At 68.8% G+C, this 15,954-nt stretch carries 6 protein-coding genes; 2 read left to right on the forward strand and 4 right to left on the reverse strand.

The window, feature by feature from the left end:
• Nucleotides 1–1,200 carry an MFS transporter gene (locus AAF604_14425; protein MEM7050860.1) on the forward strand — a complete coding sequence of 400 codons (1,200 nt, stop codon included), beginning with the start codon at nt 1–3 and terminating at the stop codon, nt 1,198–1,200.
• A 141-nt stretch (nt 1,201–1,341) separates the two neighbouring features.
• Here AAF604_14425 and AAF604_14430 read toward each other — a convergent pair whose 3' ends face one another.
• The gene (locus AAF604_14430; GenBank protein MEM7050861.1) at nt 1,342–8,127 is read right to left on the reverse strand and encodes a GEVED domain-containing protein; all 6,786 of its coding nucleotides are present in this window, start codon (nt 8,125–8,127) and stop codon (nt 1,342–1,344) included.
• A gap of 137 nt (nt 8,128–8,264) precedes the next feature.
• Nucleotides 8,265–10,619, reverse strand: a complete 2,355-nt coding sequence (locus AAF604_14435; GenBank protein ID MEM7050862.1) for a YfhO family protein — start codon at nt 10,617–10,619, stop codon at nt 8,265–8,267.
• A gap of 302 nt (nt 10,620–10,921) precedes the next feature.
• Between AAF604_14435 and AAF604_14440 the strand changes: the two genes are divergently transcribed.
• Nucleotides 10,922–12,712, forward strand: a complete 1,791-nt coding sequence (locus tag AAF604_14440; protein MEM7050863.1) for a hypothetical protein — start codon at nt 10,922–10,924, stop codon at nt 12,710–12,712.
• Between the two features lie 73 nt (nt 12,713–12,785).
• Here AAF604_14440 and AAF604_14445 read toward each other — a convergent pair whose 3' ends face one another.
• Together AAF604_14445 and AAF604_14450 are read right to left on the reverse strand one after the other, a co-directional pair.
• The gene (locus AAF604_14445) at nt 12,786–14,165 is read right to left on the reverse strand and encodes a sigma-54 dependent transcriptional regulator (GenBank protein MEM7050864.1); all 1,380 of its coding nucleotides are present in this window, start codon (nt 14,163–14,165) and stop codon (nt 12,786–12,788) included.
• Nucleotides 14,162–15,922, reverse strand: coding sequence for an ATP-binding protein (locus tag AAF604_14450; GenBank protein ID MEM7050865.1), 1,761 nt, complete (start codon nt 15,920–15,922; stop codon nt 14,162–14,164). Before AAF604_14450 ends, AAF604_14445 begins: the two co-directional genes overlap by 4 nt.
• Between the last annotated feature and the right edge of the window lie 32 nt (nt 15,923–15,954).

The following is a 15,954-nucleotide window of genomic DNA, read 5'->3' on the forward strand; positions in this document are numbered from 1 at the left end:
ATGCGCCGGCTCTCCGTTCTCTGGGTTCTGTACTTCGTCCAGGGGCTGCCGTACGGTTTTCAGATCCTGGCGCTGCCGGTCTACCTGCGGGGCGAGGGGGTCTCCCTCACCGGCATCGGCCTGGCCTCCGCCCTCGGTCTGCCCTGGCTGCTGAAGTTCCTGTGGTCACCGCTGGTCGATCGCTATCGCCATGGCCCCCTCGGGGCTCGCCGGTCTTGGATCCTGCCGCTCCAGGGAGGCCTCGCCGCCACCTGTTTCCTGGCCGCGACGCTGTCGGCGACGGATGGGCTGACGGAGCTTCTGTTGCTGGTCTTGGCGATGAACTTTTGCGCCGCCACCCTCGATGTCGCGGTCGACGGCCTGGCGGTGGATCTGCTGCGGCCGGAAGAGCTCGGCTACGGCAACATCGCTCAGGTGGTGGGCTACAAGATCGGCATTCTCACCGGCGGTGGACTACTCGTCTGGGCGAGCCAGTGGGTGGGCTGGAAGGGACTGTTCCTGGCGATGGGAGCGCTGGTGTTGATCGCCGGGATCCGGGTTCTCGCCTTCCGCGAGACGCCGCCACCGAGTGCCCTCGATGCGCCTCGTCTGGGAGCCATTCTGCGCGCTCTCGGAACCTCCTTGAGGGCTCCCGGGGGGCTCTGGCTGTTGCTGGTGGTGCTGACCTACAAGACCGGCGAGTCCTTCGCCGACGCCATGTTCAAGCCCTTTCTGGTGGACGCCGGCTTCGAACAGGCTCAGATCGGTCTCTGGGTCGGCACCTGGGGAATGGTGTTCTCGATTGCAGGCTCGGTGCTGGGAGGAGTTGTGGCCTCGCGCCTCGACCCCCTGCGGGCGATTCTGTGGGCCGCGCTGTTCCGCATTCTGCCGCTCGCCGGTCAGTGGCTTCTGGCGGTCGTGGGCACCTCTGCCGAGGCCGTCATCGTGGTGACCTGCGGTGAGCAGTTCTTCGGGGGTGCTCTCACCACGGCGATGTTTGCTTACATGATGAGCCGCGTCGACAAGCGCATCGGTGCCACCCATTACACCCTGCTGGCCTCTCTCGAGGTGGTGGGCAAGATGGTCGCGAGCTCGACCTCCGGCCTGCTTGCCGATGCCACCTCCTATGCCTTCCTGTTCGCCGTCGCCACCCTGCTCTCGGTGCTCTTCCTCGGCCTGGTGCTGGCGGTCCGTCGTCCTCTGCTGCGACCTCCAGGCTAGCCGGACTCGCTCGCCGGTTCTCTGCTGCCAGGCCATACAGCCTCTCGCGGAGAAGGCCGAGGCAAAAAAAAGTGGCCGCCTCCTGACGGAGGCGGCCCAGAGAAGTGCCGTGCCCGATGAGGGGATCGGGCGCCGGCTGCTCTAGAGGTCGCTGGCGCGACGGCGGAGGAGCCCGCAGCCGGCAAGCAACAGAAGAGAGGCCAGGAGGAAGAGGCCGACCTCGCCGACGGTGGGAATCTCGAGCACCGAGATGGTGACCCCGAAGGTCGTCGGCTCATCGTTGTCGCGGGGGTCGCCGTTGACGTCCGGATCAGATTCCGGACCTTCCTGGCTGACGTCCATCACCTCGGTGCCCTCGGGGCTCGAAGCGGTGCCGATGCTCGAGCAAGCGTAGGGCCCCGAGTTGTTGCCCGGATCGAGCTCGAAGCTGACCAGCACGCTGCCGCTTTCGCCGACCTCGATGGCATCGCTTCCGGACAGGATCCGCGGATCCCCGTCGCCATCGAAGGCGCCGTTGACCGTCAGGTCGTCGCTCGACACCTCCAGTACGGTGTAGCCGACGGCCTCGGACAGGCAGTCCGCCAGCTCCGAGTCCACCTGCACCGTCGTCAGCGGCACGTTGCCGAAGTTGTCGACCTTGATCTCGAAGGTGATCTCGTGCAGCACGCCTTCCGTGCGCTCGAGGGACTTGACCTCCTGGGCGATGCCGATCACCGGGTCTTCGACGCCGATGGCGATCGGATAGTCCTCGATCTCACCGTCCATCGCCAGACCCGTCGGGGTCAGGCCGCCGGCGCTCGAGATGCGGAAGCGCGAGCAGGTCTCGCCCATCGGCGATCCCGGCGGCACGGCGAAGGTGAGGTCGAGGGAGGCACCGGCCGCCAGCGCCACGGAGGTGGCGATCTGCTCGCCCGGATCGCTCCAGTCGCCGTCGGCGTTGAAGTCGATCCAGGCATCCACCAGACCGCCGGTGGCACCGCCGGTCAGGGTGACCGTGGCGTCCGTTCCCGGCACCACGACGCCCGGGTTCGAAACCCCGTCCTCATCGTCCGTACCGGCGAGGTCGTCGCCCATGTGGCTGGTCGAGGGCACGCCGTCGGGCTCCGTGTCGACCGCGACACCGAGGGTCGGATTGCCCGTCGCCAACACCACATGGCGCGCTCCGTCGTCGCCGAGGGTGGTCGGATAGGGCGCCGGGGCATCGCCGAGGTCGATTCCCTTGACGCTGATCCGGTAGTCCTCGATCTCGCCGTCCATCGCCGGGCCTTGGGGGCCGAGGCCACCAACGCTCGACAGGCGGAAGCGGGCGTAGGTGTCGCCGACGGTGGCGTCGCAGGGAACGTCGAAGGTCAGCGGCGTGCCGCCGGCGGCCACCGCCTGGTCGCTGAACACCTGCTCGTCCGGCTGGAAGACGCCGTCCGTATCGAAGTCGATCCAGGCGTCGAGACGGCCGCTGGCGGCGGCGGTGACGGTGAGATCCGCTGAGGCGCAGGTGATCACCATCGAGTCGAAGACGATGCCGTCCTCGTCGTCGTTGCCGCTGCAGGTGCCGAGGGTCGAGGTGCCGATGCCGAGGTCGTCGCCGTCGGCGCCGCTCCCCACCGGCTGGCCGTCGCTCTCGGTGTCGACGCAGGCGCCGAGGTAGAGAGCGGTTGCCGGATCGACGGCGTGACGCGGACCGTTGGCGGCCACCGTGGTGCCGTAGGAATCCGGCGCGTCGCCGAGGTCGAGGCCCTTGGCGGTGACGTCGTAGTCCTCGACCTCGCCGTCCATCGCCACTCCGTCGGGGCCGAGGCCACCGGCGGAGGAGGCGCGGAAGCGAGCGTAGGTGACCCCCGAAACGACCTCGCAGGGGACGTCGAAGCTCAGCGGTGTCGTACCCGGTGCCAGCGCCTGGTTGGCGAAAATCTGCTCGTCGCCCTGGAAGGCGCCGTCGCCGTCGAAGTCGAGCCAAGCGTCGAGGAGACCGGCCTGGGAAGCCACGACGGTGAGATCCGTCGAGCCGCAGGCGATCACCATCGAGTCGAAGGTGACGCCGTCCTCGTCGTCATTGCCGGCACAGGTGCCGAGCTCCGATAGGCCGGCATTGCTGTCGTCGCCGTTCGCCGAATCGCCGGCGGTGGCGGCCGGCTGGCCGTCGCTCTCGGTGTCGACGCAGGCGCCGAGGTAAAGCGGCGTCGCCGGATCGACCGCGTGCTGGGCACCGCCGGCAGCCATCGTGGTGCCGTAGGAGTCCGGCGCGTCGCCGAGGTCGATTCCCTTGGTGGTGACGTCGTAGTCCTCGACCTCACCGTCCATCGCCGGGCCGGTGGGGCCGAGGCTGCTCGAGTTGGAGATTCGGAAGCGGGCGTAGGTGTTGCCTGATTCCGTCTCGCAGGGCACGCCGAAGCTCAAGTTGAAGGAGCCGGCGGGCACCGCCTGGTTGTCGAAGATCTGTTCGTCCGCCTGGAAGACGCCGTCGCCGTCGAAATCGAGCCAAGCATGGAGCTGACCCGACTGCGAGGCGGTGACGGTGATGTCCGCCGAGCCGCAGGCGGCGATCATGGAGTCGAAGGTGACGCCGTCCTCGTCATCGTTGCCGACGCAGGTCCCGATCGTCGACAGGCCGGCATTGTTGTCGTCGCCGTCCGCCGGGTCGCCGGCGGTGGCCGGCTGGCCGTCGCTCTCGGTGTCGACGCAGGCGCCGAGGTAGAGCGGCGTCGCCGGATCGACGGCGTGCTGGGCTCCGCTGGCGCCGAGCGTGGTGCCGTAGGAGTCCGGGGCGTCGCCGAGATCGATTCCCTTGGTGGTGACGTCGTAGTCCTCGACCTCACCGTCCATCGCCGAGCCGGTGGGGCTGGCGATGCCGCTACTCGATAGCCGGAAGCGGGCATAGGTGGTGCCGGATTCGGCGTCGCAGGGGACGTTGAAGCTCAGCGCGTTGCTGCCGGCCGCGAGGGCCTGGCCGCTGAAGATTCGCTCGTCCGCCTGGAAGGCGCCATCGGCGTCGAAATCGAGCCAGCCATCGAGGATGCCGGCGGCGTTGGCGGTGACCGTGAGGTTGCTGGAGGCACAGGCGATCACCATCGAGTCGAAGGTGACGCCGTCCTCGTCGTCGTTGGTGACGGCGCAGGTGCCGACGGTGGCGGTGCCGGCACCGCCGTCGTCGCCGCTGGCCGGATCGCCGGCGGTCGCCGGCTGGCCGTCCATCTCCGTGTCGACGCAGGCGCCGAGGTAGAGCGGGCTGGTGGCATCGACCCCATGGCTCGCTCCGCCGACGCCGGCGGTGGTGCCGTAGGAGTCCGGCGCATCGCCGAGGTCGACCCCCTTGAGGGTCACCTGGTAGTCCTCGACCTCGCCGTTGTCGGCGCTGCCGGTGGGCGTCAGTCCGCCTTCCGAATCGACCCGGAAGCGGGCGTAGGTGGCCCCGGCGGTGGCGCTGCAGGGAACCATGAACTGGATCGTGTCGCTACCGGTGAGGGTGCGGTCGTCGACGATCCGTTCGGCCGGGTGGTCGAACTGGCCGTCACGGTCGAAGTCGATCCAAGCGTTGAGGCTGCCGCCGCCGGCCGAAGCCACCGTCACCTGGGCCATGGCGCAGGCGATGATCATGGTGTCGAAGGTGACGCCGTCCTCATCGTCGTTGCCGCTGCAGGTACCGAGGACGGCCGCGGGGCTACCGGCGTCGTTGGCATCGTCGCCATCGGCGGCGGTACCGGCCGGAGCCGGCTGACCGGCCGACTCGCTGTCGACACAGGCACCGAGGTAGATCCCGGTGGTGCCGTCGAGACGGTGGCTCGGGCTGGCCGTAGTGGTGTAGGAATCCGGCGCATCGCCGAAGTCCTCCCCCAGATCGAGGGGTGTGTCCGTCGGGTCGGTGCTGCCGGTGGGATCGTCCGGATCGTCCGTCGGTGTGGTCGGGATGTTGCTGCCGGTCACCGAGCCTTGGCAGGTGGCCTCGGAGGCTCCGGCCGGCAGCGGCGAGTCGACCACCGCATCGAAGGTGATGGTGACGGAGCTGCCGGCTCCGGCGAGGGTGCCGATGTCGACCGCCACGCTGGTGTCGCCGGCGGTGTTGCCGGTGGTCACCGTGCCCTGGCTGGTGGTCACCGAGCCGACCACCAGGCTGGTGCTGGCGTCGACCGCGGTGGTGAAGACGGTGGCGAGGGCGCTGGCGTCGCCGTCGTTGCGCACCTCGACGGTGTAGCGGATGGTGTCGCCGGCATCGGCGCGGCCGTCGAAGTCACCGTCGACCTGTAGTGCGTCGATCTTGCTGGCGCTGACCTCCGGTGCCGCGTCGACGGGGGTGTCCGTCGAATCCGTGGAGTCCGGGGTGTCGGGGTCATCGGTCGACACCGGGGGATGGTTGGTGGAGGTCAGGGAGCCCTGACAGACCACCTCGGTGACGCCGTCCGGAATCGGGTTGGCGAGGGTCACTTCGTACATCACCGTGACCGTCGTACCGCCGGCGGCGACATCCCCGAGGTCGATGGCGATGCTGCTGTCGCCGGCGGTGTTGCCGGTGGTGACGGTGCCCTGGCTGGTCATCACCGATCCCACCACCAGGCTCGTGCTGGCGTCGATCGAGCTGGCGAAGTTGGCGGCGGTGGCGACGCCATCGCCGTTGTTGGTGATGGTGACGGTGTACTTCAGGGTGTCGCCGCCATCGAGCATGCCGTCGCCATCGCCGTCGCCGCCGACCGGAATGGCGTCGGTCTTGACCGCCGTCAGGAGCGGCTGCGGCGGGGTGCGGAAGCCGAAGTCGTAGCTGTGATCGTTGGCTCCCGGGCCGCCGACGGTGACCGGAACCTCCACCTGCGAGGCCATCGGAACGCCGTCGTTGTCGCGCAGGTCGCTGCCGGGATCACTCGGCGAGCCGACGTTGGCGAAGGCCGGATCGACGCAGCCGCTGGGGAAGCCCGGCATGGTCGAGGGATCGATCGACAGGGTGCAGATGGCGCCGGGAGGAATCGGGTTGGCGCCCAAAGCGCTGAACAGGTAGTTGCCGTCGCCGCTGGTCATGGCGGTGGCGCTACCGTCGGCGCCGCAGTCGAGGCGGACAGTGACGCCGTTGATGCCGGCCTCGCCGGGATCCTGGATGCCGTTGCGGTTGACGTCGTCACACCACACGCGGTTGCCGACCTGGATCGGCGCCGGCGGGCAGAGCAACTCCATGTCGCCCAGGCCGCCGGCCTTCGAGAAGTCCGTCGAGGTGGTGTCCAAGAAGACCTCGAGGGAGCGGTCCGAGCTGCCATCGGCGAGGTCGAAGAAGGCCATCGAGCCGGAGAAGGGGCGCACCTGGTCCGAGGAGGTGGCCGCCACCTCGCCGCTGCCCTTGCGCATCAGCAGACCACCGGCGCCGACGTCGTGGGAGAAGAAGGCGGCTTGATCGCCGGCGACCCAGTCCGGAAGGTCGTCGAAGAACTCGCGACCGCCGGGACCGAAGGGGTTGGCGCCGGAGCCGCCGACGCCGTTCTCGATCACCCAGTTGGCGCCGGAGCGGGTGGCGCGCAGGGTGTCGCCGGCGGGCCAGTAGGAGATGTCGATATCGCCGGCACTGGTGTCGTCCGGCTCGGGGGTTTCATAGCCGTACTGCAGGCCGCCGCGATCCATGAAGCCGAGGGTCATGATGCCGCCGGGCTCGACTTCGAGGTCGGCGAGAATGGCCTGGGGAATGGCGTAGTCGATGTTGGCCGGAGTGGCGCTGGCGTTGGTGTCGACCTCGCTGCCGGTGTAGGTGAAGGTCCAGGGGCGCCAGAAGTCGGTGGCGTCGGGGGTGCGGTCGCTGAGCTGGCGCTGATAGGTCAGCGGCACCGGGCTGGCAAAGGCGGTGCTCCAGGCCGTGCCGTCCCAGATGTAGACCTGGAAGGCGAGGGGGGCAGCGTCCGACACCACGCCGACGTAGAGCAGGCCGTCCTGAACGTCGAGGCCCCAGGCCCGGGCGGTGCCGCCGCCGGGGTTGGTGGCGAGCCAGGGAGCCCCGGGAATGGCGCTGGCGCTCACCGTGCCGGAGGTGTTGAGGCGGTAGACGGTGCGGTCCGCCAGGTTGGTGACGAATAGCGTGGCACCGTCCTCCGAGAGCTCGAGATCGCCGAAACCGACGGTCGCCGCCTGGCCGAAGGTGGAGGGATCGATGTTGTCGCCGAAGCGGTCCGGGGTCGAGCCCGAGCCGGCCGGCATGCTGAAGCGGGTAGCGTTGTCGAGCACGCTGCCAGCGCTGGCCCCGAAGTCGAAGAAGGGGCTGGCATCGGTCACGCCGGTGGCGAGGTTGGTGCGGTAGATGGCGCCGATGCCGCCGGGGCCGAGGCCGACGTGACGCTTGAGCAGGGCGGCGCTGTAGAGGAACTGGCGGTCGCGGTCGTAGGCCAGACCCCAGACCGGTCCGAGGGCCGCTTGGGCGACCTCCGTCTGTTTGTCGCGGTTGATACTGGTGTCATCTCCTTCGTCGTCATACTCGAAGGAGACGATCACCGGCTCGGCGACGTTCGAGGGGTGCATCGGATCGCCGTTGGTGAAGCAGCTCACCACGAAGCGAGGATTGGTGGGGCAGAAATCGGCCGGATTGTTGAAACCCACCTCGACCGTGTCTCCGCCGCTGGCGAAGGCGACCGTCGACGGACCGGCGGCGCCGGGAGCCAGAAAGTCGAGCCCGCCACCGCTCGGCAGAGTGAACTCGAGGCGCACGCTGCCGCTGACGCCGGTCAGAGTGAAGGAGCCATCGGCGGCGGTGATGCGCGGGGAATCACCGGCGGCGGCTCCGCTGGCGTCGAAGGCATCGACGCGGACTCCGGCGATGCCGGGCTCGAGGGAGCCATCGCAGCTTCCGCCGGTGGAATCGCAGGTGCCGTTGGCGTTGTAGTCGCGGAAGACCGTGCCGTCGATGGTTTGAGCGGCGGCTGCGGTCGGCAGCGCGAGCGAGACGATCAGGATCGAAATCCAGCGCTTCATGTGAACCCTCCTCTAGAGCAAAAAAGATCTCTGCCATACAGAGGGTAAGAATTTTAGTGTAAAAAGTAATTAATGTAAATCTTATATGCGATCGGGAGAAGATCCCGGCGGTTGGGGAGCTCCTTGGGTGGTGATGCTCAGACGGCCGTCGGCCGGCCCTTGGGGGCGCCCAGCCAGGCGGCTGCGATCGCGCTGCCGAGGGCGGCGAGGAGCATGCCGAGGAGGAAGCGCCGCGGGCGATAGAGCAGCTCCAGGGAGTGATCGCCCGCCGGCAGCCAGGCCGCCAGCAGCGGGCCGTTGGCGAGCTGGGTGGGGTGTCGGCGTCCATCGACCAGCAGGCGCCAGCCGCCGTCCTGGTAGATCGAGCTGGCCATCAGCCGCTCCTCCGCGAGGTCGATCCGGGCCGTCAGCCGTTGGTCGTCGACGGCTCGGAACTCGAGAGCGGATGCTGCGTGGTGGCTGGCCTGCCAGGGGGTATCGCGTTCCGGGCCGGCACGGACCAGAGCCGTCCGATGGGGATCGAGGCTGGCCAGGCGCTGAGCCCAAGGCTGGTCGCCGACAAGCTCCGTCGCCGGTGGCAGGAAGAGCCGGGGCAGGGGATTCGGGCGTTCCCAAATTTGCCCGCTGGCATCGCCGAAGGAGGGCTCGCCGGGGAGATCGGCGTCCGGTGCGGTGAGCAGCCAGCGCACCCCGAGGAGGTCGAGACGAGGGTCGTCGAGGTCGACCTCGGGTGCCGATAGAAAGCCGGCGAGGCGCGCGTAGATCTCGGGCTGGAGTCGACCCGGGCGCACGTCGCCGAGGCCGTAGATGCTGGCCATGCGCGGTAACAGGACGCGGTGGGTGGCGGCGAGGCGGCTGCCGGGCTCCTGTTGGCGGGCCTGCTGCAGGAACTCGATCGTCGGCGGCGTCGGGAAGTAGAGGTGTCGCGGCATGGCCGGATTGGCGCCGCCATGGAGCAGCAGGAGCTCCGCCGTGAGCAGGATGCCGAGGGCGAGGGCGCGGTAGCGTCGCGGGCAGCCGAGGAGCAGCGCCCAGGCCAGGATCAGGACTGCCAGCGCTGGCCACATCGCCTCGCCGGCCGGAGTACCCCACCAGATCGCCAGCCCGAGACCACCCGCCACCAGCGTCGCCCGGCCGCGGGACCGGTCGAGGCGATCGAGGGCGTGGGCGGCGAGGGCTGCCGTCGCCAGCGCCAAGAACAGGGCGAGGCGGCGATGGAAGCTCGCCGACGGGCCGAAGGGCCAAAGTCCGTCGAGCAGTTGGGGCAGCGGTGGCAGCCCCAGGATGGCGCAGAACGCCAGGGCGCCGGAAGCGATCCAGAAGCCGTTGCCGCGCCGCGCTCCGCCGGTCACGACTACCAGCAGAGCGAGCAACAGGCTGGTCGTGCCGACGAAGGCGGCGGCATCCTCGTTGCGGTTGACGGGGCCGGGATAGAGGGCCTGGCGGTGCTCCTGATAGGCCCCGGCCGCGACCAGCGGCTTGAGGCGGGCGGTGGCCTCTTGGAAGGCCTGGCGACGCTTTTCCGCGGTGCCGAGGGTGGTGAGCCCGAGAGGATCCTGCTGCTGGGCGTTGCGGCTGCGTTCTCGCACCACGTGGGCTTCGGTGGTCTCCGAGGTCCAGTGGGACTGCGGGAGCAAGAGCGGAGCGGTGATGGTGGCCGCCAGGAGTCCGGCGAAGAGGGCTCGCCGGCCGATCGCTGGGCGCGCCGCCGGAGCCGAGTGGGCGAGGCGGAAGATCAACCAGCCGATGGCGGCGACGAGGGCGTAGCCGGCGACCTCCGGGTCGCCGGCGCCCAGAATGCCGAGCACCGTCACGATCAGCAGGGCGTGGTCGCGGCGACTGCCACGATCGCAGATTCGCAGCACGGCGTAGAGCACGGCCGGGAGGAGGGCGCCGACGGCGCCCCGGGGCCAGCCGAGCCAGAGCTGAATGAAGCCGCCGAGGCCAAAGGCGAGGGCCGCGAAGGTGGCGGCGGACGGAGAGCTGCCGAGGCGGCGGAAGAACAGGAAAGCGAAGCTCAGGGCGGTGAGTACCTGGAGGCTGGCGACGACGCCGGCGGCCCGCTCGAGGGGCAGCGGCAGGGCGATCAGCCGGAAGGGGTGGAAGAGCTGGGTCTCGGGGATCGCCAGCAGCGGCAGGCCAGCACCGCTGTCGGCATCCCACAGCGGCCAGCGTCCTGCCGCCAGGGCCCGGCGCGCGCTCGCCGCCAGTGGAGTGAAGAGGGCGATCTGGTCGCCTTGGAGGTGATTTCCGGGAGGATCCGCGGGGGTGAGCTGGCGAAAGGGGTGGAAGCCGCGCAGGTTGTCCACCGGCAAGAGGATCTGGCCGCCGAAGAGTTCTTGTCCGAAGAGCGCCAGCACCAGGGCGAGAAAGAGTCCGGTGGTGGCTTTGGGAAGGGCGTCGAACCAGCGCTTCAAAGCCCACAGGCCGGCAGCGGCACAGGCCGCGAAGTAGAGGCCCGGAACGAGATCGAGAAGCGACCAGGGTGGCATCGGTGACCGAGTCTAGCCCGACCTTCTCAGACCAGGTGGTGGAAGGCCGGGCTGGCCCTCGGCGGTGCTATCGTCGCGGGGTGTCGGCTTTTTCTCTAGCCCGCCCTTCTCACGAGCTTTCCGCTGCGCGTCCGTATGTCCGTGAATCTGCTGCGTTTTCCGTCGCCTGCTCTCCTCGCAGTACGTCGAGTACGGCTGCGTCGTGGCAGCGACGGAAGCCTTGCATCTTCAAGAACCTACGGTCTCTCGCGAGGAAACCTCGTGAGAAGGGCGGGCTAGCGCAGCCTCGACGGCGACGAGTTTTGGGACGGATTCCGATCCTGGTGCTCGCCGTTCTCTGTTGGACGACTGCGGCCTTCGCGCAGCCGGTCTCACCCGCCGCTGACCTCGACTGGCAGTCAGTGCCCCTCTTCGGGGCCGATGTGCGCAGCCTCGCCCTCCATCCGGAGGAGCCGGAGACGCTGTGGGCGGGTACCTCTTCGGGGCAGATCTACCGCTCCCCGGACGGCGGCGACTCGTGGCGTGAGCTGGGCGTCGCGACGCCGTTGGGCGGCTGGGTGGTCGGCGACCTCGTCGTCGAGACGTCGGATCGCCTGTGGGCCGCTCTGTGGGGCGTCTGGGGCGGTGGCTCGGTGGTGCTGTCGGACGATGGCGGTCACACCTGGCGCAGCCGCAGCGAAGGACTGCCGGGAGAGCAGATCTACACCCTCGCCCGGGCTGCAGGCCGCCTCTATGCCGGCACTCGCAGCGGTGTCTACGGGTCGCGCGACGACGGCGCGAGCTGGCAGCCTCTGACCGGCCAGGTGCCCGAGATCCAGAAGGTCACCAGCCTGTGGATCGATCCGGCGGACCCGGAGCGGGTGATCGCCGGTACCTGGCGGCGCGCCTATCGCAGCCTCGATGGCGGCCGTAGCTGGCAGGGAGTGTTCGAAGGCATGGCTCTCGACAGCGAGGTCTTCCGCCTGGTGCCGGTGCCGGAGCAGCCGGGCACCCTGTGGGCCTCGACCTGCGGCTGGGTCTATCGCAGCCGCAACGGCGGCACTAGCTGGACCCGCTTCCGCGAGGGGCTGGCCTGGCGTCGCACGCCTTCTTTCGCGGCCCTCGCCGGCGGCGATCTTCTCGCCGGGACGGTGGGTGGCCTCTACCGCAGTCGTGATGGTGGCGAGAGCTGGCAGCGGCGCACCAGTGCGCAGCTCGCCGTTCTCGACATCGCGCACCGGGGCGAGAGAGTCTGGCTGGCGACGGAAGGCTCGGGAGTCTGGCGCTCGGACGACGGCGGGGCGTCCTTCGAGCGCTCGGCCCGCGGCATGACCAACGTCCGCATTGCGGCACTGGCGGTTTCCGGAGAGCAGGTTCTGGCGGCGGTGAACCACGCCGGGCCGGCCTCCGGGATTTACTCGAGCAAGGACGGATTCCAACGGCCCCAGCGAGGCCTGCCGTCGGTGCTCGATCTGGCGGTGGCGGGCCCGCGTTTGCTCGCTGCCACCGAAGATGGGCTCTACGAGCGGATCGGCGCCGATTGGCGTGTGGTGCGGGAGGTCGGGGAAGGTCGCTTCGAGGAGCTGGCGACGGTGGGCGAACGGGCCGTGGTGCGAAGTCGCAACGGCCTCTTCGAATCCGCCGGAGGCGTCTTCCGGCCGCTGCCGGAAGCTCTCGCCGAGGGCCAGGGCCTGGCCTTGACGCCGAGTGGCCTGTGGCTGAGCGCCGGAGCTCGGCTCCTGCGCTGGTCGAATGGCGAGGTGACCTCCGTGGCGGCACCGGCCAGCAGCGGCCGGGTCGCCGCCGGCGGCAGCCTGCTCTACGCCAGCGAGGACGGACTTTGGCACCGCGCAACGGGCGACGAGCCCTGGCGGCGGCTTCTCGACCAGCCGGCGCGGGCCTTGGCCACCGGCCATCGCCGCTATGGCTCACTGATCCTCGGCGAAAAATCCGCCCGTCTGTGGGACCGCACCGCCGCCCGCTTGATCGAGGTCACCCTGCCGGTGGCGGCGTCGCGGGTCTCGGCCGTCCGCACGGTCGGCGATCGGCTCTATCTCGGCACCATCGACCGCGGCCTGTGGTCGAGCGATCTCCCGGCAGCTTCTTCGCCTTGAGCTGAAGTCCCCCTAGCAGGCTGCTGAAAAGCTCATCGGCAACCTGTTTCCGGGCCGAAGCAGCCTTTCTCAGCTAGCCTCCCTGGAAGTCCTTCAACCCGGCTTTCTTGGCGTAGTAGCGGAAAGAGCGGAAGCTCATTCCCAGCAGCTCGGCGGCCTGGGTCTGGACTCCGCCGCAGCGCTCGAGGGCCTGCGCCATGAGCTGGCCGCGCACCCGCTCGAGGTAGCTCTCGAGGTCGAGGCCGTCCTCCGGTAGCTGGACCGTCGTCGGGTTCGAGCTGCGGTGGCTGAAGATGGCGTCGGGCAGGTCCTTCGAGGTCAGGGTCGAGCCGGTGGTCAGGGCGAGGGTGCGCTCGACGACGTTCTCGAGCTCGCGCACGTTGCCGGGCCAGTCGTAGCCCTCGAGGGCCTTCATCGCCTCGACGGAGACCTTCTTCGGCTCCATGTCCATCTGCTCGCTGTACTTGGTGATGAAATGGTCGACCAGCAGCGGGATGTCCTCGCGGCGCTCGCGCAGCGGCGGCAGCTCGATCGGAATCACGTTGATGCGGTAGAAGAGGTCCTCGCGAAACTCGCCCTCGGCGATGCGCTCCTCCAAGGCCTGGTTGGTGGCGGCGATGATGCGAGCGTCGACCGGCTCCTCGCTGTTGCCGCCGACCTTGCGCACCACCTTCTCCTGCAGAGCGCGCAGCAGGCGGACCTGCATGGTGGGGGTCATCTCGCCGATCTCGTCGAGGAAGAGGGTGCCGCCGTCGGCTTCCTGGAACAGGCCCTTCTTTTCCCGCACGGCGCCGGTGAAGGCGCCCCGTTCATGGCCGAAGAGCTCACTCTCGAGCAAGTTCTCGGGCAGGGCGCCGCAGTTGATCGAGAGGAAGCGCCGGCTCGAGCGCTGACTCCCGAAGTGGATGGCCCGCGCGATCAGCTCCTTGCCGGTGCCGCTCTCGCCGCGAATCAGCACCGTCGACGAGGTCTTGGCGACGCGGTCGACGACGGAGAAGATGGCCTGCATGTTGGGGCTGCGGCCGATGATGTTCGAAAAGGTGTACTTCTGCTCGAGCTCGCGCCGCAGGTAGACGTTTTCGTCGACCAGCTCGGCGGTGGCGAGGGCCTTCTGCACCAACACCTTGAGCTCTTCGACGTCGAAGGGCTTCGAGATGTAGTCGTAGGCGCCCAGCTTCATGGCCTCGATCGCCGACTTGGTCGAGGTGTAGGCGGTCATCATGATCATCGAAGTGTGAGGGTCGCTCTCCCGGAACTCGCGCAGCAGGTCGAGGCCATTGCCATCGGGCATCATGATGTCGCACAGGCAGAGGTCGAAGCTGCGCGGTGGGTGCTGCCGCGCCTCGCCGACGGAGCCGGCCGTTTCGACCAGGAATCCCTCCTCCTCGAAAAGCAGCTTGAGAAAGCTGACCACGCTTTCTTCGTCGTCGACGATGAGCAGACGGTGGGTCATGGAGCGCTCCCTACGCTGATCGGTTGACTGCCGGTGCCGCCGAGGGGCAGCTCGACGGTGATGGTGGTGCCGCGCTGCGGTTCCGATTCCACCAACAGGTGGCCGCCGTGCTCCTGCACGATGCGGTAGACGATGGCCATGCCGATGCCGGTGCCGCTGCCGAAGAAGGACTTGAAGGGATGGAAGAGGTTGGCCTTCTCCTCGGCGGTCATGCCGTGGCCGGCGTCGGCGAAGCCCATCCGGTAGCGGTCGTTCTCGATCTTGCCGAAGACGCGCAGCAACCCCCCTTCGGGCATCGCCTTGAGAGCGTTGCGCGCCAGGTTCCAGAAGATCTGGCTGATCAGGTCGGGGTCGGCCACCACCATCGCCTGGGGTGGGTCGAGCTCGAGCTCGAGCTGGTGCGTCGGCAGCAGCTCCGGGCTGTTGCGCAGCAGCTCGACGTTCTCGGTCAGCAGGCGACCCATGTCGAAATGGATGCTGCTGCGCTCCTTCGGCCGGGCGAAGCGCAGGAACCCTTTGATGGTGCGGTCGAGGCGCTGGCTCTCCTTGAGCAGGATCTCGAGCAGCTTGCTCTCGGAGGACCCCGCTTCGACCTTCTGGCCGAGCATCTGCACCGAGCCGGAGATCGCCGCCAGCGGGTTGCCGACCTCGTGCGCCAGGCCCGCCGCCAGCTCGCCGACGGCGGCCATGCGGTCCTTGAGACGAACTTCGTCCTGCAAGCGGCGCCAGCGGGTGAGGTCCTGAAAGATCACGATATAGCCGCGCAGCGTTTCGTCGGCGTCGGACAGGGGCGAGAGGGAGAACCCGACCACCGCCTCGACGCCATCGCGCTCGAGCTTGGCCTCGACCCGCAGCTTGTTGCCGGTGCCGGGTTCGGCGAGGGCTTGCTCCCACTGCACCGTCGACAGCAGACCGACGTCGTGCACCGGTCGGCGCAGCAGCTCCCCCTCGCGCTTGCCGAGGATCTCTTCGCCGGCGCGGTTGATGCTGGTGATCAGGCCCTCGAGGTCGGTGGTGATGAGGCCGCTGCTGATCGATTGGATGACGTCGCGGTGAACGACCCGCAGATCGGCGAGGTCCTCGCGCTTTTCTTCGAGCTCGAGCTCGGTGCGGGTCACTCGGCTGCGCAAGGCCAGGTAGCTGGTCAGCAGCGCCACCGAGTAGAAGGCCACCAGGTTGACGGTGAGGTTGTAGGCCAGGCGGCTGCCGGAGGCGCGTTCGTCGGTCATGGTCCCCGAGGGCGACGGGAACCAGCCGAAGAAGAGGCCCAGCAGCAGAGTGCCGTAGAGCAAGTAGGCGAAGACCGCGATGGCGAAGCGGTTGCGGCGGCCGAGGAGGAACGAGGCGACGGCGATCACCAGCAGGTAGATGATCGAGAAGGGGCTGTTGACGCCGCCGGTGTAGTAGACCACCGCGGTGACCAGCAGCAAGTCGCCGCAGAGCTGGAGGAAGGCCTGACGCGGATAGCGTCGCCCGGTGCCGAGCAGCACGATGTAGAGCAAGCTGGCGAGGTAGACCGCCCCGGCGAGGGTGAGCAGCTTGCGCTGGGTGAAGCCGGGCGCGATCAGGCCGCCATCGAGCTCGAGGCCCTCCGAGGGCAGGGCGGTGGTCGGAATCTCCGGCCCCATCACCTCCGGCGGCGGATCCACCGGCGCCTGGGGCACCAGGTTGAGCAGGCCGAAGGTCACCAGGATGCTGGTGACCACCACCAAACGGAGGCCGATCAGCCAGCGGAGCTGGCGCGCCAGGCTATTCATGGGAACGGCGTCTCGGGCCCAGGCAGGACCGC

The sequence above is a fragment of the Acidobacteriota bacterium genome, assembly GCA_039028635.1.
In the GTDB taxonomy this organism is placed as follows: domain Bacteria; phylum Acidobacteriota; class Thermoanaerobaculia; order Multivoradales; family JBCCEF01; genus JBCCEF01.